The 23,332-nt window shown below is 65.6% G+C and carries 22 protein-coding genes; 11 read left to right on the top strand and 11 right to left on the bottom strand.

The features are described 5' to 3' along the window. The first annotated feature begins 62 nt into the window (after nucleotides 1–62). On the top strand, nucleotides 63–584 hold the full coding sequence (locus AC1DJT_RS12575) for a DUF6101 family protein (protein WP_476770474.1): 522 nt from the start codon (nucleotides 63–65) through the stop codon (nucleotides 582–584). A gap of 119 nt (nucleotides 585–703) precedes the next feature. Here AC1DJT_RS12575 and ubiA read toward each other — a convergent pair whose 3' ends face one another. Continuing rightward, a complete protein-coding gene (gene ubiA / locus AC1DJT_RS12580) occupies nucleotides 704–1,669 on the bottom strand; it encodes a 4-hydroxybenzoate octaprenyltransferase (protein WP_476770475.1) in 966 nt (321 codons plus the stop codon). 7 nt (nucleotides 1,670–1,676) lie between these two features. Beyond that, nucleotides 1,677–2,153 (bottom strand): hypothetical protein, encoded by a 477-nt coding sequence (locus tag AC1DJT_RS12585; RefSeq protein WP_113518927.1) that lies wholly within the window; start codon nucleotides 2,151–2,153, stop codon nucleotides 1,677–1,679. A 201-nt stretch (nucleotides 2,154–2,354) separates the two neighbouring features. On the opposite strand from AC1DJT_RS12585, the gene AC1DJT_RS12590 reads away from it, so the two are divergent. The 4 genes from AC1DJT_RS12590 (at nucleotide 2,355) to AC1DJT_RS12605 (ending at nucleotide 6,280) form a co-directional block, all read left to right on the top strand. Beyond that, nucleotides 2,355–3,107, top strand: a complete 753-nt coding sequence (locus AC1DJT_RS12590) for a 16S rRNA (uracil(1498)-N(3))-methyltransferase (RefSeq protein WP_476834166.1) — start codon at nucleotides 2,355–2,357, stop codon at nucleotides 3,105–3,107. A 149-nt stretch (nucleotides 3,108–3,256) separates the two neighbouring features. Further along, complete coding sequence (locus tag AC1DJT_RS12595) at nucleotides 3,257–4,429, top strand: carboxylate-amine ligase (protein WP_441506428.1); 1,173 nt, start codon at nucleotides 3,257–3,259, stop codon at nucleotides 4,427–4,429. Nucleotides 4,430–4,621: 192 nt separating this feature from the next. After that, nucleotides 4,622–6,001, top strand: coding sequence for a glutamate--cysteine ligase (locus AC1DJT_RS12600; RefSeq protein ID WP_441506429.1), 1,380 nt, complete (start codon nucleotides 4,622–4,624; stop codon nucleotides 5,999–6,001). Between the two features lie 102 nt (nucleotides 6,002–6,103). Then, a complete protein-coding gene (locus AC1DJT_RS12605; RefSeq protein WP_441506430.1) occupies nucleotides 6,104–6,280 on the top strand; it encodes a Flp family type IVb pilin in 177 nt (58 codons plus the stop codon). A 49-nt stretch (nucleotides 6,281–6,329) separates the two neighbouring features. On the opposite strand, the gene AC1DJT_RS12610 is transcribed toward AC1DJT_RS12605, so the two are convergent. Beyond that, complete coding sequence (locus AC1DJT_RS12610; protein WP_069877505.1) at nucleotides 6,330–7,211, bottom strand: LysR substrate-binding domain-containing protein; 882 nt, start codon at nucleotides 7,209–7,211, stop codon at nucleotides 6,330–6,332. Nucleotides 7,212–7,386: 175 nt separating this feature from the next. Between AC1DJT_RS12610 and AC1DJT_RS12615 the strand changes: the two genes are divergently transcribed. Both AC1DJT_RS12615 and AC1DJT_RS12620 read left to right on the top strand, forming a co-directional pair. Then, nucleotides 7,387–7,773, top strand: a complete 387-nt coding sequence (locus tag AC1DJT_RS12615; RefSeq protein WP_441488893.1) for a DUF1127 domain-containing protein — start codon at nucleotides 7,387–7,389, stop codon at nucleotides 7,771–7,773. 224 nt (nucleotides 7,774–7,997) lie between these two features. Beyond that, a complete protein-coding gene (locus AC1DJT_RS12620; protein WP_441506431.1) occupies nucleotides 7,998–9,902 on the top strand; it encodes a methyl-accepting chemotaxis protein in 1,905 nt (634 codons plus the stop codon). Between the two features lie 122 nt (nucleotides 9,903–10,024). On the opposite strand, the gene AC1DJT_RS12625 is transcribed toward AC1DJT_RS12620, so the two are convergent. The 3 genes from AC1DJT_RS12625 to AC1DJT_RS12635 form a co-directional block, all read right to left on the bottom strand. Beyond that, the gene (locus tag AC1DJT_RS12625; RefSeq protein WP_476834167.1) at nucleotides 10,025–10,984 is read right to left on the bottom strand and encodes a DUF937 domain-containing protein; all 960 of its coding nucleotides are present in this window, start codon (nucleotides 10,982–10,984) and stop codon (nucleotides 10,025–10,027) included. Between the two features lie 99 nt (nucleotides 10,985–11,083). Beyond that, on the bottom strand, nucleotides 11,084–12,439 hold the full coding sequence (locus AC1DJT_RS12630; RefSeq protein WP_476834168.1) for an MATE family efflux transporter: 1,356 nt from the start codon (nucleotides 12,437–12,439) through the stop codon (nucleotides 11,084–11,086). Beyond that, a complete protein-coding gene (locus AC1DJT_RS12635) occupies nucleotides 12,436–14,295 on the bottom strand; it encodes a monovalent cation:proton antiporter-2 (CPA2) family protein (protein ID WP_441506433.1) in 1,860 nt (619 codons plus the stop codon). Before AC1DJT_RS12635 ends, AC1DJT_RS12630 begins: the two co-directional genes overlap by 4 nt. A gap of 196 nt (nucleotides 14,296–14,491) precedes the next feature. On the opposite strand from AC1DJT_RS12635, the gene ispH reads away from it, so the two are divergent. Genes ispH through rnhA form a run of 3 tightly spaced genes read left to right on the top strand, consistent with a single transcriptional unit; the run spans nucleotide 14,492 to nucleotide 16,878 of the window. Continuing rightward, nucleotides 14,492–15,463 (top strand): 4-hydroxy-3-methylbut-2-enyl diphosphate reductase, encoded by a 972-nt coding sequence (ispH, locus tag AC1DJT_RS12640; RefSeq protein WP_441488898.1) that lies wholly within the window; start codon nucleotides 14,492–14,494, stop codon nucleotides 15,461–15,463. Between the two features lie 6 nt (nucleotides 15,464–15,469). Next, the gene (locus AC1DJT_RS12645) at nucleotides 15,470–16,435 is read left to right on the top strand and encodes a homoserine kinase (RefSeq protein ID WP_441506434.1); all 966 of its coding nucleotides are present in this window, start codon (nucleotides 15,470–15,472) and stop codon (nucleotides 16,433–16,435) included. Beyond that, nucleotides 16,432–16,878 (top strand): ribonuclease HI, encoded by a 447-nt coding sequence (gene rnhA, locus AC1DJT_RS12650; protein WP_441506435.1) that lies wholly within the window; start codon nucleotides 16,432–16,434, stop codon nucleotides 16,876–16,878. Before AC1DJT_RS12645 ends, rnhA begins: the two co-directional genes overlap by 4 nt. A gap of 15 nt (nucleotides 16,879–16,893) precedes the next feature. On the opposite strand, the gene AC1DJT_RS12655 is transcribed toward rnhA, so the two are convergent. The 3 genes from AC1DJT_RS12655 to AC1DJT_RS12665 all read right to left on the bottom strand — a co-directional run bounded on the left by AC1DJT_RS12655 (nucleotide 16,894) and on the right by AC1DJT_RS12665 (nucleotide 18,877). Further along, nucleotides 16,894–17,343, bottom strand: coding sequence for a GNAT family N-acetyltransferase (locus tag AC1DJT_RS12655; protein ID WP_069877496.1), 450 nt, complete (start codon nucleotides 17,341–17,343; stop codon nucleotides 16,894–16,896). Between the two features lie 150 nt (nucleotides 17,344–17,493). Further along, complete coding sequence (locus AC1DJT_RS12660) at nucleotides 17,494–17,979, bottom strand: peroxiredoxin (protein WP_113518915.1); 486 nt, start codon at nucleotides 17,977–17,979, stop codon at nucleotides 17,494–17,496. Between the two features lie 46 nt (nucleotides 17,980–18,025). Continuing rightward, nucleotides 18,026–18,877 (bottom strand): protein-disulfide reductase DsbD domain-containing protein, encoded by an 852-nt coding sequence (locus AC1DJT_RS12665; protein WP_441488900.1) that lies wholly within the window; start codon nucleotides 18,875–18,877, stop codon nucleotides 18,026–18,028. Nucleotides 18,878–19,053: 176 nt separating this feature from the next. On the opposite strand from AC1DJT_RS12665, the gene AC1DJT_RS12670 reads away from it, so the two are divergent. Further along, a complete protein-coding gene (locus tag AC1DJT_RS12670; protein ID WP_441506436.1) occupies nucleotides 19,054–19,665 on the top strand; it encodes a YqgE/AlgH family protein in 612 nt (203 codons plus the stop codon). 35 nt (nucleotides 19,666–19,700) lie between these two features. Here the strand turns inward: AC1DJT_RS12670 and AC1DJT_RS12675 are convergent, their stop codons facing one another. Further along, entirely contained in the window at nucleotides 19,701–22,610 is a 2,910-nt protein-coding gene (locus AC1DJT_RS12675; protein WP_441506437.1) for an EAL domain-containing protein, read from the bottom strand. A 101-nt stretch (nucleotides 22,611–22,711) separates the two neighbouring features. Then, on the bottom strand, nucleotides 22,712–23,326 hold the full coding sequence (locus tag AC1DJT_RS12680) for a GNAT family N-acetyltransferase (protein ID WP_441488903.1): 615 nt from the start codon (nucleotides 23,324–23,326) through the stop codon (nucleotides 22,712–22,714). Nucleotides 23,327–23,332: the final 6 nt, after the last annotated feature.

The raw sequence follows: 23,332 nt of genomic DNA on the forward strand, positions 1-23,332 counted from the left end.
CACGAGAGCCCCGGACTTCACAGAGGGCTCCGCGCAGCAGGGACATGAGAGGCGTAAAACCGATGGCCAGCGTCACGCCGGCTGCCGGGGAGGTCGGCTTTGCGCCGAACCTTCTCGGCTGCCCGAACCATAGCAGCATAGTCGCGCGCAATCCGATGCCGGTGCAGGTCGAGGCGCCCCGCATCGAGCGCATCGCCTCGGTGAGGATCTTGCGCGGAAACCCCGGTTGGCGCGGCATTGCCCTGCGGCTGGCCAATCCGTCCGGCGAAGATGAACGTCTGGAACTCGCTCTGACGGCCGGCGATGGCCGTGCGATCAGTGTCGCGGTCTTCGATGCCGAAGATGCCGTGGCACACTGGCGCGACTGTGGTCGCAGCAGCGGTTTGCCGCTGTTGCTCGAATCCGTCGATGGCGTGATCACCGAGCCCTTTCCTCAGTTCGGCCGGCTGGCACTGGGGCCGATCCGCATCCGCCGTCGGCACGCCTTTCTCAATGGCCGCCGCCCACGCTTCCTGACACGGCGCAAGACCGCGCAGCTTCCAGCGCGGCCGGTCATCGTCTCCGGCGAGCGGCTGACGGATTGAGCGGTTAGATCAGGGGACCGCATATCGCATCCCGTCCATGATCTAATCTTTCCATGTCGGCATCGGCTTTCCCCGAAGAACGCAAACCGCTCTTCGGGCCGCTGCCTTGGGCCTTCATTTCACAGGAAAGAGCGGCTCAACGCATCGAGTGCGTAGCCGCCGGCCAGCAGCAGGCCGGCGTTGCGGTTGGAGCGGAACAGGCCCAGCGCGACCGGAGAGGTCGCGCCCTGGATCCGGGAAACCTGCCAGGCGAGATGCGCGGCGAAGGCCGCAAGTCCAATCCAGGCCATGGCGCCACCGCCCGTGCTCCAGGTCGCCACGCCAGCGAGCGCGACAGAGAGCGTGAAGCAAAACCCGACCGCCTCGCGCGTCCAGGCCCCGAAATAGCGGGCACTCGACTTGATGCCGGCAATGACATCATCCTCGATATCCTGCATGGCGTAGATGGTGTCGTAGCCGATCGTCCAGACGATCGCGGCCGCGTAGATCAGGTAGGCCGGTGGGTCGAGCTGCCCGAACACGGCGCTCCAGCCCAGGAGCCCGCCCCATGAGAAGGCGAGGCCCAGCACGAATTGCGGCATGCTGGTGATGCGCTTCATGAAGGGATAGATCGCGACGATCGCCAGCGAGGCGATGCCGAGCACGATCGTGAAGCGATTGAATTGGACGAGGATCAGCAGTCCGACCAATGACAGCGCGACCATGAAGAGCGCGGCGGACCTGGTTGTGATCTGCCCGGAGGGCAACGGGCGTCCGCGCGTTCGTGCCACCTGAGCATCGAGCTTTCGGTCGACGATATCGTTGAAGGTCGAGCCGGCGGCTCGCATCACGATGGCGCCAACCATGAAAAGCAGGCCGTGCCAGAGATTGGGAAACGCGCTGCCGCTCGCGATGGCTGCAAGCCCTGCGGCCCACCAGCACGGAAGCAGCAGCAGCCACCAGCCGATTGGCCGGTCGATGCGGGCAAGCTTGAGATAAGGGCGCAGCCAGACCGGCGCCCTTGTATCGACCCAATGACCTTTCAGGGCGTCGGGAAGGGGCGCATCAACCAGGGTCATGTCGGCTGGCTTCGAGGCCAGGACCATGGCGAGATCAGAGCGCGCCCTGCGGCACCCGCATCGGGCCGCCGGTCAGAGAATCGCCGCCGCCGAACGGATTGTTGCCCTGTTGCTGGGCCTGCTGCTGCGCCTTGCGCTGCATGGCCGCCTGCTGCTTCACCGCATTGCAGGCCTGATTGCGGAAGCCGGCTGCCTTCTCATTGTCGGCCTTCATGCCGTCCACGAAGGTCGGCGGAATCTGGCACCAGTCCTGATTGGCGGTTGCGAATTTGAGGGTGGCGTTGCCGTTGTTGACGAGGCTGCCGAGTGTTCCGCAGGCCTCCGCCGGCGTCAGCTTGCGCTTGGCCTTGGACGCGGAGTTCAACCGCGCGACGATCGACTGCCGCTCCTGCAGGAGCTTTTGAAGCTGTTCGCAGCCCGAGGCCTGAGCGCTCGCCGGGCTGACGTGGAGGAATGTCGCCGCTGCCAAGCCGAGCGTCGCAATCAACCCCGAGGCCACGTATCGCCGCATAATAGTCCTGCTCCCAATCGATGAGGGTTCCTGGAACCGCGCACTCCATATCAGCAGAGGGGCGGTCTCGCCAAGCGTCAGGCGACATTGAACTGAATTCTGTCACCGACTCTTGCGATTAGACGAAGAATGTGGCGACTTTCCCGCCGCAATGGCATTGCAAGATCGGCTGCTGTCGCAAGAGGGAGATTGTTTGCGCCTATGCCGATGCCAGACCTGCCGAAACATCGGCTCTATCTCGACTCCACGTTGGCACAGGATGCRCCCGTTCCTCTCGAGCGGGAGCAGGCCAATTACCTTCTCAACGTCCTGCGCCTGCGCGATGGCGCCGGCGTTCTCGTCTTCAACGGGCGCGACGGCGAATGGCTTGCCGAGATCGTTCCGGAAGGGCGGAAGCAGGCGAGCCTGCGCCCGCTGCGGCAGCTGCAGCTCCAGACCTCCGTGCCGGACCTGCATTATCTCTTTGCGCCGCTGAAACACGCGCGGCTCGATTACATGGCTCAGAAGGCCGTGGAGATGGGGGCCGGCGTGCTGCAGCCGGTGCTCACCCGACGCACGCAGGTCTCGCGGTTGAACCTCGAACGCCTCAGGGCCAATGCCATCGAGGCTGCCGAGCAATGCGGCATCCTGGCCTTGCCGGAAATTCGTTCCGAGCAGCCGCTCGATGCGGCGMTGGCCGCTCTCGAGCCCGAGCGCCTGCTGATCTTCTGCGACGAGGACATGGCCGCGGCGAGTCCCCTGAGCGCGCTGGCGGAAGCCCCGCCGGCGCCGCTCGCCCTGCTGATTGGTCCCGAAGGTGGCTTTGACGACGAGGAGCGCCGGCGAGTGCTGTCACGCCCCAAGACAATCCGTATCTCGCTCGGCCCGCGCATCCTGCGCGCCGATACGGCGGCGGTCGCGGCGCTTGCCCTGGTCCAGGCGACATTGGGCGACTGGGTCTCGAGATCGGGCTGAGCGCGCAGGGAACKACGCGCCGAATTCCACGTTGGTCGTTGGGGAGGAAGATCCACATTCGTCGCGGTGCCATCGAACCGGCTCATTCAGGGCCGGTTTTGCGCGCGAGGGTCTGCTCCCGTGATTCGACGACCCGCGAGGACCATGAGATGAGCCAAGCCTGCCGCTTCGGTATCGAAGAAGAGTATTTCCTGTCCGATTTCACGACACGTGGCATCGTCCGGAAGATCTCGCCGGCATTCCTCGATGCCGTGCATGCGGCGTTTCCGAGCGAAGTCCAACGGGAGATGCTGCAGTCCCAGATCGAGGTGGCGACACCGGTCTGCGAGACGATGGCAGAGGCGCGCAAATCGCTGGCGACGCTGCGGACCGGCCTTGCGAGCATCGGGCTGGCGCATGACATGCTCCTGCTCGCCTGCGGCACGCATCCGAGCGCGGCCTGGTCGCGCCAGCGCGCCACCGAGGCGGCTCGCTATGACAAGCTGATGCGCGAACTCCAGATGCTCGGCAGCCGCAACCAGCTCTGTGGGCTCCATATCCATGTCGAGGTGCCGGACGAAGATCAGCGCATCCGGCTGATGGGGCGGATCATGCCGTTCCTCCCGGTGTTTCTCGCGCTGTCGACGTCGTCTCCCTTCTGGCAGGGGCGGCGCACCGGCCTGATGGGCTACAGACTATCCGCCTACGCGGAACTACCGCGCACCGGCCTGCCGGAGCTCTTCCTCGAACCCGCCGACTACCGCGCCTATGTCGATACCCTGGTCGCGGCCGGGGCGATCAAGGATGCCAGCTATATCTGGTGGGCGATTCGCCCTTCAGAGAAGCATCCGACGCTGGAATTGCGCATCGCCGACAGCTGCACGCGCCTGGACGATACGCTGGCCATCGCCGCGCTCTATCGGTGCCTTGTTCGCCACCTCTGCAGGAACCCCGGGCTCAACGCTGATCTGACCGCGGCCGCGCGCGCCATCGCAGCAGAGAATGTCTGGCGGGCCCAGCGCTATGGGATCCATGGCGGATTGGTCTGCCCGGAAAGCAAGGGGATGCGCTCGGTTCCGAGCCTGGTCGACGAACTGATCGATCAGCTTTCGGACGATGCCGCGGCGCTCGGCTGTACCGCCGAACTTGGCGAGTGCCGGACGATTGCGGCTCAGGGCACCAGTGCGGATCGACAGCTCGCCATCTTCGAGGAGGCCCGCGCGCGCACCGGGAGCGACGCGGGAGGGCTGGCCTCCGTCATCGACTGGCTGGCGTCAGAGACGCGAAACTATGGCGCAAGCCGGCTGCAGGACATGAGCCAGCCCCTGCGCGGTGTGGCCTGAACGCAAGCGGATGCCGGATGCCGGCATGTGCGTTGTGCATTTGCGCAAGCAATCTCCTTCCACGAACGCGGGACGGAGGTCGTTGTCCTCCGTTCGGCGGTCGCATATGTCTGACGCTTCCTGGGCCTGCCTCGCCCGTGCCGTCCGGTGCGTGCGAGATGTCGGCCACCCTTTCGTCCTGCCGGAGCGCCCATGGCTCGCGATGTGTCCGATTCCACCCCGATCGCGTCGAAGTCCGAGCTGATCGGCTGGATTGCGGCAGGCGAGAAGCCTCGCTCCGCCTTCCGGATCGGCACCGAGCACGAGAAGTTCCCGTTCTACCGCGCGGATATCGGCGCCGTGCCGTACGAGGGGCGCGGGGCCGCGGGCGGTATCCGGCACCTGCTCGAGGGCATGCAGCAGCGGCTCGGCTGGGAGCCGATCATTGACGATGGCCATATCATTGGCTTGGCCGGGCCCGAAGGTGGCGGGGCGATCTCGCTTGAACCCGGTGGCCAGTTCGAACTCTCCGGCGCGCCGGTCGAAACGCTGCATGAAACGGCGGCGGAGCTCGCCGCGCATCTTGCCGATGTGAAAGCGGTCGCCGAGCCTCACGATATCGGCTTTCTGGCGCTGGGCCACTCGCCGCTCTGGACGCGGGAGCAGACCCCGGTCATGCCGAAGGGCCGCTACCGGATCATGGCCAACTACATGCCGAAGGTCGGCACGCGCGGCCTCGACATGATGTTCCGGACCTGCACCGTGCAGGTGAACCTCGATTTTGCCGACGAGGCGGACATGGTGAAGAAGCTCAGGGTTTCGATTGCCCTGCAGCCGATCGCAACCGCGCTCTTCGCTTCTTCGCCCTTCACCGAGGGCAAGCTCAACGGCTTCCAGTCGGTCCGTTCCGAAATCTGGCTCGATACCGACAATGCCCGTTCGGGCATGCTGCCCTTCGTGTTCGATGAGGGCATGTCCTACGAGGGCTATGTCGACTGGGCGCTCGACGTGCCGATGTATTTCGTCAAACGCGGGCCGGTCTACCACGACGTGACGGGCGCCTCCTTCCGCGATCTGCTCGCCGGCCGGTTGCCGCAGCTTCCGGGCGAGCACGCGACCATGTCCGATTGGGCCAACCACCTGTCGACATTGTTCCCCGAGGTCCGGCTGAAGCGCTTTCTGGAAATGCGGGGCGCCGATGCCGGGCCGCCCGCCTTGCTGAACTCGTTGCCCGCCTTCTGGGTCGGATTGCTCTATGATCAGGTCGCGCTCGACGCCGCCTGGGACCTGGTCAAAGGCTGGAGCACCGAGGAGCGTCAGGGCCTGCGCGACGCAGTGCCTGCGGCGGGGCTCTCTGCCACAGTCGCCGGCCGCAGCGCGCGTGAGATTGCGCAACAGGTTCTGGAATTGTCGCGCGCTGGTCTCGCGCGCCGCGCCCGCCTGAACGGCAAGGGCGAGGACGAGACGCGTTTCCTTGATCCTGTTCTCGCGATTGCCGAGAGCGGCCGCAGCCTGGCTCAGGACCTTGCCGACCGGTATCGCGGGGAATGGAACGAGCGTGTCGAGCCGGTCTTTAAGGATTTGCTCATCTAAACGGCCGATCAGCCAGGGAATTCCCAGGCAAGGTCGGTGGTTCGCGGCATTTGCCATCGGGCGTTAACGCTTTCTCCGAAGCTTCGGAGCGAGCATCCGGCCATGGAACGATTGCTCACCCTTCTTCTCGGCTTCGCCCGCGACAACCGCGGCGCGACGGCGATCGAGTATGGGCTCGTTGCTGGCCTGATCTCGATGTCCGTGATCGTCGGCGGGCAGGAGATAGGTCGGTTCGTACGCGGTGTATTCGAAGCGGTACAGACYGGGCTCAATCCCTGAAAACCACGGCTCCCGAGGGAGCCGGGCCCAGGGCAGGCTGCGGACGGTTCTACTCCGCCGCCGTCTTGAAGCTCGCGAGGTTGTCGAGGCTTTGGATGATGTGCTCCGCCAGGGCATTGGAGAGCACCGACGGGTCGAAGCGCGTGCGCAATAGCCCGATCTTGCAGGACGGCAGGGTTGCATAGCCCTCGCTGGGGCCGAGTATGCGCATACCGGGCCTGATCGCGCTCTCCGGCAGCACAGAGACGGCGAGGCCGGCGACCACGGCTGCACCGACCGCAGTCGAATTCCAGCTCGCATAGAGCACGCGGAAGCGGCGCCCCTTCTTCTCCAGCGCTTCGACCGCAGCCTGCCGCCAATTGCAGGTCGGACGGCCGAGCGCGAGCGGGAGCGGGTCCTCCTCATGGACGGTATGGCGCGCAGAGGTGACCCAGAGCAGTGGCTCGATCCGGATGATCTCGCCCTGACCGCGGCCTTCGACATGGGTGATGATGGCAAGGTCGATATCACCGGTGCCGATGCGCTCGGCCAGCATCGGAGTCGGCTCGCAGACGACCGTCACCTCGGCGCGCGGGTTGGAATGAGCAAAGCGAGCCAGGATCTCGGGTAGATAGCGGTCGGCATAGTCGTCGGGGACGCCGAGGCGGATGCGCCCCTTGAGGTCTGCATCGGCGAAGCTCGCCACGCATTCGAGATTGAGGCGCACGATGCGGCGCGCGTAATCCAGCAGGCGCTCACCATCTTCCGTCAGCTTGGCGTGGCGTCCGTCGCGGCCGAAGAGCGGGCGCCCGACCCGTTCCTCAAGGCGCTTCATCTGCATCGAGACGGCGGATTGCGTCTTGTAGACGATCTCCGCCGCGCGAGTGAACGAGCCCGTATCGGCAATGGCGACAAAGGTCTTGAGCTGGTCGGCGTCGAGAACATGCGCCATGGAGCACCCCCACGATGGATCATCAATATCCGTGCTGTGAAGCATCATAACCATTCGTTTGGCTGATGGCCAGCGCAAAGCTATCCTGCCCACATTCTCCAGTCCGTGTCGTCGGTGCGCTCCAGCCGGGCCGGAAAATGCTCGTTTTGCCGCCAGACCCCTGAAGGAGGTCGCCATGCTGATCCTGACATTCGTTCCGAAGTCGCTCTCGTTCGTCGCCACCGGCGTCACGCGTGTTGTGGCCGGCGGTTATGTTGGCGTGAAAGCCTTGACGCGCGCTCTGATTCACCGCCGTGAGGTGCTGAGGCTCTCCGAACTCGACGAGCGCGGCCTCAAGGATATCGGTCTCGTCCGCTCCGATATCGACGGCGCGCTGACCGTATCCTGGCTGAAGGACCCTTCGGCGGCTCTCGCGGCCCGCTCCAGCGCGCGGGCCGGCGTCGCCTCTCTCCGGCGCGAAGAGGGCGTTCGACAGGCTCAGGTGAAGAATGCTGTCGCCAAGCCTCTCACGCCGCGTCCGGTCGCGGCCGGTTCGAATTCGACGGTTGCGTGCAGCGCCTGACCCCTTGGCACTGCGCGTTTCTTGCGGGCGGGAGCTTCGTGCTTCCGTCCGTTTTTCTTTTCCAAGCTCTCGCCGGGCATGGCGGAAGCGGGATTTGAAGCCATTTCGCCTGCAATTTGGCCCTAATCGGCATTCGTAACCTATTTTTCAGCATTCCCGCCGAACGTTCCCGACATGCCGCGGCGATGCCCGGTTCGATGCTTCTCGGGGGGGTGGGTGTCGGTATGCGGATTTCTCTGCGCTTTCAGGATCTGCGTCTCAGGACCAAGATCGCGATCCCGCTGATCGTTCTCGGATTGATCAGCGTTGCAACTGCCGTCTATGCCGGCCGCGAATATGCGCGGATCCAGAAGGCATATTCCGATCTGATCTCGCACAATGCGACGGCGATCCTCGATTCGGGCCGGACCACCCGCGCCATGACCGACATCGTGCGCGATCTCTACAAGGCGATCGCCTATCCCGAATTCATGAAGCAGAACGCGACCAGCATCGAGGATGTGCGCAAGGCCTATGACCGTGCGCAGTTCCAGCTGATCGAGGCCAAGATCAGCTTCCCGCAGAAGGCTGCCGAGTTCGACGCCATGGGCCGGGCACTCTCCGCGCTCAAACCGCAGATCGACGATATCGTCGCCCAGGCCGCGAAGGACGAGGATCTGGCCGCGTTGTCGGTCATGTCCCAGCTCGATCGCACAATTGGCGAGATCGTCACCGCCGCAGGCAAACTCAACGAAGCCATCAAGACGGAAACCCAGGCGACCTCGGAAACGCTCGATGCCGAGGCCAGCGAACTGAGCATCGTCATTCTGGGCCTCTCAGCCCTGGGCATCCTGCTTGGCCTGGGCGGTGCTGCCTTGCTGACCCGGTTTTCGATCACCAGGCCGCTGGAAGCGCTGAGATCGCGCATGGATGATCTCGCCAGGGGCGATTACGCGGTCGAAGTTCAGGGCCAGGCGCGCAAGGACGAGATCGGCGCGATGGCGCGTGCGGTTCAGGTCTTCAAGGAAAACGGCCTTGCCGTGCAGCGTCTCGAGGCGGAGAGCGCCGAGGGACGAGACCTTTCCGAGCAGCAGCGCCGGCAGATCGAGACCGAGCGRGCCGAGCAGGCAAAGCAGCAGGAGCAACTCGCGCGGGAGCAGGGGCTGGTCATGGGGCTGCTGGCAGAGGGCCTCGACCTGCTCTCGAAGAGCGATCTCAGCCATCGCATCGATGCGGAGGTTACCGCTGCCTATGAGAAGCTGCGCGACGATTTCAATACGGCGGTGGAGCATCTCTCGATGACGATCACCACCATCCAGGCGACTGCGGCCGATGTCGGCAACGCGGCGCGCGAGATCAATATGGGCGCAGACGATCTCTCGAAGCGCACCGAGGAACAGGCGTCCTCGCTGGAGGAGACTGCGGCAACCACGGAAGAGCTTGCCGCCTCGGTCAAGGCCTCTGCGCAGGCATCGAAGCAGGCCGTCTCGCTGGCCGATGAGGCGATGAGCGTGGCGCAACGGGGCGGTGCAATCGTCCATGATGCGGTCGCTGCAATGGCACGCATCGAGACGGCCTCACGAAAGATCTCCGACATCACCTCGGTCATCGACGAGATCGCCTTTCAGACCAATCTGCTCGCCTTGAATGCGGCGGTCGAAGCGGCGCGGGCGGGCGATGCCGGCAGGGGCTTTGCCGTGGTCGCCTCGGAGGTCCGCACGCTGGCGCAGCGCTCGGGCGAGGCCGCCAAGGGTATCAGCGCGCTGATCTCGGAATCGGGAGCGGAGGTGGCCCAGGGCGTCGGGCTCGTCCGCTCTGCCGGTGAAGCGCTCGATCAGATCGTGGCCGCATCGCGAAAAGTCTCCGCGACCGTATCCGAAATCTCCGCGGCCTCGGCCGAGCAGGCCAATGGAATCGACGAGATGAGCCAGTCGGTCGCGCTTATGGACGAGATGACCCAGCAGAACGCCGCACTGGCCGAACAGAGCGCAGCCTCTGCCAGCGCACTGGGCGATCAGATCCGGCGCCTCAACGATCTCGTCTCGAGCTTCCGCACGCGCGACAATGTCGCCGATCTCCGGGCGATCGCTGCGGCCATGTCCGAAGGCCGTGGCGCCGTGATCGAGTGGTCGCAGCGGCGCAGCGCCTGATCGGGACAGGGCGATGAGTGCCGAAAGCATCGGCCCGAAAAGCGGATTGCGGTTTTCGGCAAAGCCGATGCAAAGACAAAAGGTTAAGTCATCAGGCCGGATACGATATCCGGTCCGATGAATTAGCGACGCTGCCCGCCGCCGAGCATCGCGTCCAGAATCGACTTCAGCGCGTTCTGATGGTCGTCCTGCACCTGGCGACCATGCTCGAACATCTGGTTCAGCGCGTCGAGGCCGATCGACCCCGGCCCGGCTTCGCCCGAAGGCGCCGGCTGGTCCGGTTCCGGCTCAAGCTCAGGCTCTGCCGTGGGCCTGGTGGCCTGGCCACGCGGTTGTGACGGGGGCGGCGCCGCCTGGGGCTGAGCCGCTGCACCGMCAAGCATCCCGGTCAGGATCTGGCCGAGAAGCCCGCCCATCGGGTCGGCCCCGGCCGGTTCGCCTGGCCTTGCCCCGCCCAGAGGACCAYCTCCGAGCGGACCGCCGCCAAAGGGACCGCCACCCTGTGTCGGAGGGGCACCAGCCGCCTGCCCGAACAGGCTCCCGAGAATCGCGTCGAGCGAGCTCCCCGGCGTTTGCGGTTGGGTTTGGGGCGCGGGCTGCTGGCCCGGCATCCTGCCCTGCATCATCTCGGCGAATTGCCCGAAGATGCCGCCGAGCCCCTGATTGCTGGTCGACTTGAACAACCCGCCCATGATCATGGAGGCGATGACCGGCAGCATCTGTTTCAGAACCGCCTGGCCGACGCCGCTGGTCGCCGCAGCCTGGGCGGCCAGCGCGTTGCTGACGTCCTTCGAGCCGAAGAGCTGGTTGAGGACGTTGTTGCCCATCATCGCGGCGTTGTCGGGAATGCCATCGCCATCGGCGTCATAGAGCGAGCCGAAGGGCGAGGCCGTCATCATCTGGGCGAGATTGCCGAAAGCGCGGGGGTCCTGCGTCTGGCGCTGCAGTCCCATGGTGAAGGCCGGCAGCAAGGCGTCGAGCGCGCTCTGCGTCTGCTGTTGGCTGAGCCCGTATTGCCGAGCCAGATTCTGCATGGCCTGCCCGTTCTGGGCCGATTGCATCATCTCGAACAGGTTCATCATGGCGCCTCTCCGTCTTCGTCGCGGTCTGCCGCCGCCTGCACCCCGAACGATAGCAGGGCGGGGCGGGCAGGCAAGCGAGGCCGCCGCGATGCTGGATGCTCACGCGCCCCTGGGCTGGCGCTCCAGGCGCGTGATGCCGCGATAGGCAAAGACCAGCGCGACGAGGCCGAACGCCACAGCCCCGAGCGCGGTGCCGACCATCGCCCCCTTCGGCCCCGCATAATATGCGCCGACCCAGGCCATCGGCATCGTCCCGAGCGTTGCGCGCCCCCAGCTGAAGAGAGTCGACAGGATCGGCATGCCGAGATTGTTGAACGCGGCATTGGCGACGAAGAGTATCGCGACGAAGATCCACATCGGCCCGGAGATCAGGCRGAAGAACATCACCAGCTCTGCGGTCAGGCCGCTGGCATGGAATACGGCGACGATCGGGCCGCGCAGCAGGAGGAGCGCGAGCCAGGCAACGCAGACGCAGGCCACGGCGAAGATCACGGAATCGCTGAGCGCGCGGCGCATGCGGTCGAAACGGCCGGCTCCCCAGTTCTGGCCAAGGATCGGCCCGACTGCGCCCGATAGCGCAAAGATCACGCCAAAGGCGACCGGCACCAACCGATCCATGATCGCCATTGCCGCGATCGCGCCATCTCCGAAGCGCGCGAAGATGCTGGCGAAGACTGCGTTTGCGATCGGCGTCGAGAGATTGGTCAGGATCGCCGGGCCGGCGATCGCAAGCGTGCGCGGCGTGTCGGCCAGCAGCGCCTGCCGGTTGGGCATGCCGACCATGTCGTGGATCTTCACCGCGCCACGGAAGCCGACAAAGGCAAAAATGACACGTGACAGCACGGTCGCCCAGGCGGCGCCGTCTGTGCCGAGTGCAAAGCCAAAGATGAACAGCGGATCGAGCACTGCAGTTGCGAGCCCGCCCCCGAGCGTAACGAACATGGCGCGCCGGGCATCTCCGATGGCGCGCAGTACGCCCGAAAATCCGATGCCCAGCGCCATCAGAAGATTGGAGGGCAGGGCGATCCAAAGGAATGAGAGGGCGACGTCATAGGCCTCGCCATGCGCCCCAAGATGCCTCAGGAGCCAGGGCAGGCAAGGCAATGCCAGCAGCGTGAGCGCGATTGCGGCAAGCGCCATCAAGGTCATAGCGGAGCCCGCGATCCGGCGCGCGCCCTTGCGGTCTCCGGATCCAAGCGTGCGGGAGGCCAGCGCCGAGACCGCGATCATGAAGCCGATATTGATCGAGACCGTCAGGAACAGCACGATCGTCGCGAAGCCGACGCCAGCAGTCGCCGCCGGCCGGCCGAGCCAGGAGACGTAGAGCAGCGAGAGCAGGTCGACGACGAAGATCGCCATCAGCCCGACCGCTCCGGTCGCGGTCATCACCGCGACATGGCGAAAGGTCGAGCCGCTGACGAAGACGGCCTGGTTGGGGTTGACGGGTGCGTTCACAATTCCGGTTCTCCGACGCCGCCGACCGCGACTTCAGCTCCGCCATCCTCGATGACCTCGCGCGTCTCCTCGGTGAGTGCCTTGGACTTGGCCTTCGGTTGAACCAGCGGCTCCGGCGAGACGCGCGGCACCTTCTGGATGCCGGCGGCGATGCCCTCGTGATACTGGATCTCCATGCGCTGGGCGTCGCGGTCACGGACGCTGTCGATGACCAGACTGGCCTCATCATAGCTGAGGCCGAGGCTCTCCAGCGTCACCCGCCCGAAGCCAAGCGCCGACTCGAAGGTTTCGCGCATCTGGAAGTCGACATCGGCTTTCATCAGCTCGATCGCATGGACACGGTCATAGGCCCGCACATGCAGCCGTGCGGAGGGGAATTCGGCCCTCGCCATCTCGACGATCCGCAAGGCCGCTTCGCGATTGTCGATGCAGATGCAGATGATCTTGGCCTTCCCGGCGCCGGCAGCACGCAGCACGTCCAGTCTCGTGCCGTCGCCGTAATAGATGCGGAAGCCGAACTTGGACGCCGACCGGATGCGCTCGACATTGGAGTCGATGATCGTCACCGGGATGTGCTGCAGCAGCAGGGCCTGGGTCACCACCTGCCCGAACCGGCCGAACCCGATGACCATGACGGAGCCGCCGGCACCTTCGAAATCCTCTTCCATGGTTTCCGCCGGGGCGGCGCTCCGGGTCAGCCAGAGGTCGATCAGCTTGGCGGCAACCGGTCCGATCAGCATCGAGAGTGCGGCGAGAGATGTCGCCAGGGCCGCCTGCTGGCTGTTGAGCAGCCCGAGCGCAGCACCGAGCGGCAGGAGAACGAAGGCGAATTCGCCGGCCGGCGAGAGCAGGGCACCGGCCCGTATGGCTTCGGTCCTCGACGAACAGGAGACGCGCAGGATCGTTGCCGCGACGACGATCTTGAAGGCGACCAGCAATGGCGCCGCGAGCGCCAGCAGCAGGGCGTTTTCGAAAACGAGCTGGAGGTCGAGCGACATGCCGACCGCCATGAAGAACAGGCCGAGCAGCACGCCGCGGAACGGCTCGATATCGGCTTCGAGCTCGTGCCGGAAATGCGAGTCCGCCAGCAGCACTCCGGCGAGGAAGGCGCCCATGGCCATGGAGAGGCCGACCCGCTCCATCAGCATCGCGGCACCGAGCACGATCAGCAGCGCGGCCGCGGTCATCACGTCCTTCGCGCCGGTGCTGGCGAGGATCCGGAAGAACGGATTGAGCAGGTAGCGTCCGACGAGCACGAGCAGCGCGACGGCGAGCAGGGCGAGGCCCAATCCCGCGAGTGCCGGAGCGCCTCCGTGGTTCTGCGCGCCCGTGGTCGCCAGCAGGGGGAGCAGCGCCAGCGCTGGAGCGATCGAGATATCCTGGAACAGCAGGATCGAGAAGGTGCGCCGGCCGTAGGTTTCGCTGCCGTCGCCGCGCTCCTCCAGGACCTGCAGGGCTATCGATGTCGCAGACAGGGCAAGCGCAAGCCCCACCGCAATGGCGCCGCCGACGGAGAGACCGAATTTCCAGCCAACGAGCCCGATCGCCGTCGCGCTGAGCGCCATCTGCGCGAGGCCGGCGCCGAGGATGTCCTTGCGCATCGAGTAGAGGCGTGACGGCTGAAGCTCCAGCCCAACCAAGAATAGCAGCAGCACGACACCGATCTCGGCGGTGCCCCGGATCGCGTCCGGGTCATTGACCAGGGCGAGCACCGAAGGGCCGATCGCGATGCCGGCCGCAAGATAGCCGAGCACGGCGGATTGGCCGAGACGACGAAACAGCGGCACGGCAATGACTGCGCCTGCACAGAAAATCAGGATCGGCGGCAGGTAACTCGTGTGACTGGCGTCGGCCATGGGAACTCTTCGTTGTGGAAAGCAGGCCCGCGCAAGTGCCACAGCCGACCATGCTGCCTATCTAGGCGCTTCCTTGCTGCGCTGCGAGGGGCGAGTTGCGCAACGGCCCGTCACGTCCTGCGGCGCTGCTCTTCCTTGACATCGCGGGGCGCACGCCGAAAGAAGGCGCTGACCATTTCCGAGGCCTCGAAACCGCGTGACCAAGCCGCCGCTCGACATCCTGCTTTGTGCCCCGCGCGGCTTTTGCGCCGGGGTCGTGCGCGCCATCGACGCAGTCGAGAAGGCGCTCACGCTGCATGGCGCGCCGGTCTATGTGCGCCACGAAATCGTGCACAACAAATATGTCGTCGAATCGCTGAAGCGCAAAGGCGCGGTCTTCGTCGCGGAGCTGTCGGAGGTGCCCGACACCACCCGTCCGGTGATATTTTCGGCCCATGGCGTGCCGAAATCGGTTCCTGCCGAGGCCGCATCGCGGACACTTTTCGCCATCGACGCGACCTGCCCGCTGGTCACGAAGGTGCATCGCGAGGCCGAGGTTCATCACAAGCGCGGCCGCCATATCCTGCTCGTCGGCCATGCCGGCCATCCCGAGGTCATCGGTACGATGGGCCAGCTGCCTGCGGGTGCGATCACGCTGATCGAGACGCTGGACGACGTGGCGCAGCTTGCTCCTCCCACCGGCCAACCACTTGCCTATGTCACCCAGACCACGCTTTCGGTCGATGACACACGCGGCATCGTCCAGGCGCTRCAGGCGCGGTTCCCGGAGCTGATCGCGCCGCACAAGGAAGATATCTGCTACGCCACCACGAACCGTCAGGAGGCGGTGAAGCGGGTTGCCCCGCTGGTCGACGGACTTCTTGTCGTCGGCTCGCCCAATTCCTCCAATTCGCAGCGCCTGCGCGAGGTCGCCGAGCGGGCCGGTTGCCCCTCTGCGCGGCTGGTGCTGCGCGCCGACGAGATCGACTGGTCGATCTTCGGTGCGATCAAGCGGCTGGGCATCACGGCGGGCGCCAGCGCTCCCGAGGTGCTGGTCGAAGAGATCATCGATGCCTTCGCCGAGCGCTATGACGTCCGCGTCGAGACCGTCTCGACCGCCGATGAAAGCGTCTTCTTCCCCCTGCCGCGCGAACTGCGCGGCGAGCCTGCGCCGAATGCGGCCGAGTGAGCGAATTTGGCCGTCTATACTGAAGTGCCCGACGATGAGATGGCTGCCTTCGTGGCGCGTTACGGCATTGGTGATCTGCTGGCGGTCAAGGGCATCGCCGAGGGGGTCTCGAATTCCAATTTCCTGCTGCACACCACGCAGGGCTTCTTCATCCTGACGCTGTACGAAGAGCGGGTGAGCGCGGCTGATCTGCCGTTCTTCCTCGGACTGATGGAACATCTGGCCGAGCGCGGGCTGATCTGCCCGCTGCCGGTCAAGGCGCAGGACGGTCTGGCTGTGAGCCGGCTCGCGGGGCGGCCGGCGGCGATCGTGACTTTCCTCGATGGTCTCTCCGTGCGTCGTCCGACGGCTGCTCATTGCGCCGAGGTCGGGCGTGGGCTGGCGCTCCTGCACAAGGCGGGCGAGGGCTTCGGCATGACCCGGTCCAATGATCTGTCAGTCGCGGGCTGGCGGCCGCTGGCGGAACAGGCCGGTGCCGGGGCCGAGACGGTCTCGCCTGGACTGGCGAAGCGCGTCATGACGGAAATCGCGTTCCACGAGGCCAACTGGCCACAGAGCCTGCCGCGCGGCGTGATCCACGCCGATCTCTTTCCCAACAACGTCTTCTTCATCAAGGACCGGTTGTCGGGACTGATCGACTTCTATTTCGCCTGCACCGACGCCTTTGCCTATGATCTCGCCATCTGCCTGAATGCCTGGTGCTTCGAGGCCGATGCGTCGTTCAATCTCACCAAGGGGCAGGCGATCCTCGCGGGCTATGAAAGCGTGCGCGCCCTGACCCCCGCCGAGGTTGAGGCGCTTCCGGCGCTCTGTCGCGGCTCGGCCCTGCGTTTCCTGCTGACCCGGCTGGTGGACTGGTTGAACGTTCCGCCGGGGGCCCTGGTCAAGCCGCTCGATCCGCTCGAATACGACCGCAAACTTGCCTTCCACCAGCGCGTCGGTGACGCCCGCGAATACGGCCTGAAACGATGAGCGATACAGTAGAGATCTGGACCGACGGGGCCTGCTCGGGCAATCCCGGCCCGGGGGGCTGGGGCGCGATCCTCAGCTACAATGGCAAGGCGCGCGAGCTCTCGGGCGGCGAACAGATGACCACCAACAACCGCATGGAGCTGATGGCGGCGATTTCGGCGCTCGAGACGCTGACGCGGCCCTGCACGGTGGCGCTGCATACCGACAGCCAGTACCTGCGTCAGGGCATCACCGGCTGGATCCATGGCTGGAAGAAGAACGGGTGGAAGACGGCCGACCGGAAACCGGTGAAGAACGAGGAGCTCTGGAAGCGCCTCGATGCCGCGCTCGGCCGTCACAAGATCGAGTGGAAATGGGTCAAGGGCCACGCCGGCGATGAGATGAACGAGCGCGCCGATATGCTCGCCCGCGCCGGCATGGCGCCGTTCAAGCCAGGGCGATAGAGCCCAGCAGGCTCGTCAGCCGAGCGGCTGCCGATAGACCAGGAAGCCCGAGAGATCGGCGACCTTGTCGTAGAGTTCGCGCGCCTGAAGATTCGTCTCATGCGTCTGCCAGTAGACKCGGAAACAGCCCTTGGCCTCGGCCATCTGCCGCACGGCTTCGATCAGCTTCCGGCCGCCGCCGCCGCCACGGATATCCGGGCTGACGAACAGATCCTGCAAATAGCAGATATCCTTGGCGCTCCAGGTGGTGCGGTGCGTGACCCAGTGCACGATGCCGACAGCCTTGCCGTCGCGTTCGGCGATGAAGCCACCCATCGGCTCCTTGCCGCCTGTGAGCCGGGCGAAGGTCAGGTCATGGATCTCTTCCGGCAGGCTCGACTTGTAGAAGGTCAGGTAGCCCTGCCAGAGCGGTCCCCAGGCGGTACGGTCGCTCGCGACGAGCGGGCGGATGGTGATCTCGGACATGCAGCCTCTCCCAATAGCGCTGTCACGCTAGCCCGGGGGCGCTGCATCTGTCTCATGACAAAGCGCCATGCTTTCGATCAGCATCGTTGCAGCAGGCATGAAAAAGCCCGCGCGGCGGGTGCCGGGCGGGCTCTTTCATGCACGAAGCGCTCAGAGCTGCTTCAGCATTTCCTCGGCGCCGGAGACGTCGGCCTTGCCCGGTGCGTCTTCGACATTGAGAGCCTCGACCACGCCGTTCTCGACGATCATCGAATAGCGCTGCGAGCGGGTTCCGAGGCCAAAGCCCGAACCGTCGAGCGAAAGCCCGATCTCCTTGGCGAAATCGGCATTGCCGTCCGAGAGGAACTCGATGACGCCGACTGCGCCCGTTGCCTTCGACCACGCATCCATGACGAAGACGTCGTTGACGCCGGTCACCATGATGGCGTCGACGCCCTTGCCCTTGATCTCTGCAGCCTTGGCGAGATAGCCGGGGAGGTGATTCTTGTGGCAGGTCGGCGTGAAGGCGCCGGGCACCGCAAACAGCACCACTTTCTTGCCCTTGAACAGGTCTTCGGTCGTCTTCGCTGCCGGGCCGTCCGCCGTCATCACGCGGAACGTCGCCTGCGGAAGTGTGTCACCCACCTTGATCGTCATCGCCTGTTCTCCGTGAGCCATGCGGCCTTCGCCGCTCGGTCAGGGATTAGGGCTTGGCGACCGGGATGTCGAGTTCAAGCCGCGTCTCGACCGCCGCAGGTTTGCCGCGCACCGTCACGATGAAGGGCACCGGTCCCGCTGCGCCCTTGGGACGGTCGGTAATCCGGACATGGGCGAGCACCGTGCCATCGGCCTGCGGCTTCAGGACCGGTTTGCTGAAGGACCAGGCGCCGGGCCCCTCGACGAAGACATCCTCGATCGCGCCGTCCGGCGGAGCCTGCAGCACGAGCTTGACCTTGGGCTCGGGTCCAGCCTCGCCGGGCAGTACCTCGATCACCGAGATCTTCTCTTTGTGCGGCCCAAGCTTGACGGGAATCGGCACCCGCGCCTCGAAGCTCTCGAGCCGTGGCGAGGTGACCGAGGTCACGCCGGGCTCGAGCCAGAGCTGAGCCTCGCCCTTGGCGGGAATGCACATCTTCTCGCAGACGGCATAATCGAGCTTGAGCACGACCATGACTGGCTTGCTGGGGTCGACCGGCTGCACCGACACCGGCACCACGACCTCGCCGACATAGCCGATCGAAAAGCCGGTGCCATCCTCGAAGCGTTCCGGCGCGGGCCAGCGCACGTCGAGGCCACCGACATTAGTGGAGCCGCTCCAGTCGAAGGAGGGAGGAACGCCGGAATCGCCGGGGTTGCGCCAATAGGTCTTGTAGCCTGGCGCCATAGTGATCTCGACGCCGATGCGTTGCTTGCCCGAGGGGGCCGTCGCTCCGGCGATCAGGCGGATCGAGGAATGCGTGCTGCGGGACCATGACGACACCGCCGCCTCCTGCGCCTGAGCAGGAGCGCTGAACGCCAGCGCGGCGAGCGCGAGTGAGAGCAATGCCAACTTCACGATGACCGTCTTAGGGAATGCGTCTGCAAAAAGCGAAACAATCTCTCTCACATTTGCTGGCAATCATGTGACATGCAGCCATTCATCCTATGCCGCATGATTGGGGCGCAATCGCGGTGCCGGCATTTTCAAGGACACCGGTTTCCAGCCGGGCCGATTGGATTTAGCATGGCGGTATGAAGATCGGATCGAGCCAACGCGTCAGCGGCCGCAGCTATCTCGACGGGCAGTGCCTGATTGCCATGCCCGGCATGACTGACGCGCGTTTCAGCCGCAGCGTGGTCTATATCTGTGCGCATTCCGAGGATGGCGCCATGGGCATCATCCTCAACAAGCCGGCGCCGGACACGCGGTTTCCCGATCTGCTGGTCCAGCTCGACGTGATTCCCTCGGAAGAGCTGATTCGCCTGCCGAGCCAGGCCGAACGGATGCAGGTGCTGCGCGGCGGACCGGTGGAGACCAAGCGTGGCTTCGTGCTGCACTCCTCGGACTTCTTCCTGGAATCGGCGACCCTGCCGATCGACAACGGCATCTGCCTGACGGCGACCTTGGATATCCTGCGGGCCATTGCCATTGGCAGCGGTCCGGAGAACGCGGTGCTTGCTCTTGGCTATGCGGGCTGGGGAGCGGGGCAGCTTGAATCCGAGATCCAGTCGAATGGCTGGCTGCACTGCGCCGCTGACCCGGCGCTGCTCTTCGACGACAGCATCGAAACCAAATACCAACGCGCGCTGCACAAGATCGGCATCGATCCCGCGTTCCTGTCCAGCACGGCCGGACACGCCTGAGCGGCGCCGGCCTCCCTCCCGGTATAGGGGAGGGGTTACGCTGCTTCCGAAGAGGACGCGGCGCTCGCGCCCACCAGCCTGCGGGCTTCGGCTGCGCTCATCGGCTGCCCGAAGATATAGCCCTGCGCATATTGGCAGCCGAGCTGGTAGAGCTCGATCGCATCCGACTCCGTCTCCGCGCCCTCGGCAACGACGTCCATGCGCAGATCGGCGGCGAGCTGGACGATCGAGCGCAGGATCACCGGCGGTTTCCCGTTGCCCATCTGGCGCACGAAGCTCTGATCGACCTTGATCGTGTCGAACGGAAACCGCTGCAGATAGGACAGCGAGGAATAGCCGGTGCCGAAATCATCGAGCGAGAGCCCGGCGCCGAGTTCGCGGATGCGCGAGAGCATCTGCGCGGCATATTCCGGATTCTCCATCACCAGGCTTTCGGTGATCTCGAGCTTGAGCGTGCCCGGCAAGACGCGCCGGCGCGCCAGCACCGTCTTGACGTCATGCAGCAGGTCGTGGCGCAGCAACTGGCGGCTCGAGACGTTGACGCTGGCGAAGATCGGCGGGTCGACCTCGAGCGCGGCCTGCCAGGCGGCGAGCTCGCGTGCGGTACGGTCCATCACATAGACGCCGAGATCGACGATCAGCCCGGTTTCCTCAGCGATCGCCAGGAAATCCTGCGGCAGCAGCCGGCCCTCGCGTGGGTGGTCCCAGCGCACCAGGGCCTCGAAGCCCGCGATGGTCCGGTCCTCCAGCCTGACGATCGGCTGGTACATCACCTGAATCTCGCCGCGCTCAATGGCGCGACGCAGATCGCTCTCCAGGGCAAGACGATCGTTGCGATCGGTCCGCATCGCGGGCACGAAGACCTCGATCTTGTTGCCGCCCTGGCGCTTGGCATGCGCCATCGCCAGCTCGGCGTTCTTCAGCGCATCGTCCTTGCGGGCCGCCGGCGAGGCGTCGAACAGTGCAAGCCCGATCGAGGGGGTCAGGAAGATCTCGCGTTCCGCGAAGGTCACCGGCGTCGAGACGGCGCGGCGAACGAGTTCCGCCAAGGCCAGGATACGCTCGGGGTCCCGCTCGGAGACAAGGATCATGGCGAAGGTGTCGCCGCCGATGCGGGCAAGCGTGTCCTGCGCCCGCAGCAGACGGCCGAGCCTGCGGGCGAGCGTCAGCAGGATCGAATCGCCCGCGGAGAAGCCGACCGACTCGTTGACCTGCTTGAAGCGGTCGATGTCGATGACGATCACTGTCGGGCGGATATTGTCGTCGGCGCGGCAGAAGCCGAAGACGGCGCCGAGACGGTCCTGGAACAGCTTGCGGTTGGGCAGGCCGGTCAGGTTGTCATGCACCGCGTCATGCAGCAGCCGCTCCTGCGCAGTCCTCTGCTCGGTGACATCGGCGAGCGTGCCGATCACGCGGATGACCTCGCCGTTGGAGCCGATGACGGGTCGGGCCTTGAGGTTGAACCAGTGATAGCTGCCATTGGCGGCTCGCAGACGGAAATCGAGCTGCAGCTTGCCGCGCCGCTGTTCCAGCACGGCATCGAGCGTGACGCGATAGCGGTCGCGATCGGAGACATGCATGTATTCAAGCCAGCGCGCCGCCGAACCTTCGAGCGCGCCGCGCGACAGGCCGAGCAGGGTCTCGGTCTGCGGCGAGACGAAGATCTTGTCGGCGCTGACATCCCAGTCGAAGACGAGATCGCCGGAGCCCGACAGCGCCAGCGCCCGTCGCTCGGTATCGGAGACAAGGCCCTGCGCCAGCGCGCCGCCGGCGAAGGCGTGCTGAATGACGGTGAAGCCGATCAGCAGCACGATCAGCACCAGCCCGCCGATCAGGGCGGGCGCGACGAGGTCGCGCTGGAACTGGCCGGTGACCGTGAACCCGGCCGCCGTCACCCAGACGGCGAGCAGGAACCAGGTCGGGATCAGCATGACGGCGCGCTCGTAGCCATGCGTCGCCAGGTGCAGGATCAGCACGAAGCCGACGGCCGCGACGGCGGCGATCGAGATGCGCGCGATGCCCGACGCCATCGGGGCATCGAAGACGGCCAGACCGACGAGGCCGAAGAGGCCGAGGATCCAGATGATCGTCACGTGGCTGTAGCGGACATGCCAGCGCGACAGGTTGAGATAGGCGAAGAGGAAGACGAGCAGCGTCGCCGCCAGCACCACTTCCGCTCCGGCGCGGTAGATGCGCTCGATCGCCGGCGTCAGCGGGAAGATGCGCTGGAAGAAGCCGAAATCGAGCCCTGCATAAGCGAGAACGGCCCAGGCCAGGGCGGCGGCGGCCGGGAAGATCACCGCTCCCTTGACCACGAAGATGATGGTCAGGAAGAGCGCGAGCAGGCCGGCAATGCCGATGATGATGCCCTTGTAGAGCGTCAGCCCGTTGGTCTTCTGGCGATAGGCCTCCTGCTCGAACAGATAGAGCTGAGGCAGGTTCGGAGATTTCAGCTCGGCGACGAAGGTCACCGTCGTGCCCGGGTCGAGCGTGATCATGAAGACGTCGGCGTCCGGGCTATCCTCGCGCTCGGGGCGAAGCCCCTGGCTCGCCGTCACGGCCTCGATCCGCGTGTCGCCGAGATCAGGCCAGATCACGCCGGAGCCGATCAGGCGATGGAACGGCGCGACCAGCAGCCGGTCGATCTGCTCGTCGGAATCATTTGTGAGCGCGAAGACGATCCAGTCCGGCCGTGCGCCCGACTCGCGTGCCCTGACCGCGATGCGGCGCACGATGCCGTCGGGCCCCGGCGCGGTCGAGATCTGGATGACGTCGCCATCGGATTTGTTGCGCTCGACCACATGGGTCAGGTCGATCACCGGTGCGTCGACAGGGACGCGGACGGCCTCGACGGCCTGGGCCGGTGCGGCCAGGGACAGCACGAACAGGAGTGCGAGGCCGACAAAGGCAAGGCCAAACCGGAGAAGTCGGTCAGGAAGGGACAAGCGCGACTCGGTAACTGTGTGGGCCGCGCTCAAGCGGGGCGGGGGACCCAGTCGTACCGACCGGTCGTGGCGAGGGCAAGGCAGAGGCTCGGCCCTGTGGATCATCGCGCGCCGCCCGTCTCCGCGGGGCCGAGCAGCCGGTCCGTCGAAATCATCGCATAGAGCAAGTGGTCCGCCCAGTTTCCGTTGATGCGCAGATAGGCCCGCGCCTCGCCTTCGCAGCGGAAGCCGACGCGCTCCAGCAGCCGGCGAGACGGCTCATTGCCGGGCAGACAGGCGGCTTCGACGCGATGCAGGCCGAGGTCGGAAAAAGCGAAGCGCACCGCGCCGCGCACGGCTTCGGTCATATATCCCTTGCCGGCGTGGCGTTGCCCCATCCAGTAGCCGAGCGTGCAGGCCTGGGCGACGCCGCGGCGAATCAGTCCGAGCGTCAGTCCCCCCAGCAAGGTTTCGCTGCCGGCATCGAAAATGAACAGGGGATAGGCTTCGTCAGCCGCGATCTCACGTGCGGCACGCTTGACGCGCAGGCGGAACGAATTCCGCGTCAGGTCATCCTCGTTCCAGACCGGCTCCCAGGGCGTCAGGAATTCCCGGCTCTCCATCCGCAGAACCGCCCAGGCCGCATAGTCGTTCGCCAGTGGCGCCCGCAGAAACAGGTTCGGCGTGCGAACGAGCGGGCGGGCTGGCGGGTCGGTCGAGAAGCGGAAGAGAGCCATGGTTGC

The sequence above is a fragment of the Allobosea sp. 05T422_2 genome (genome assembly GCF_056396265.1).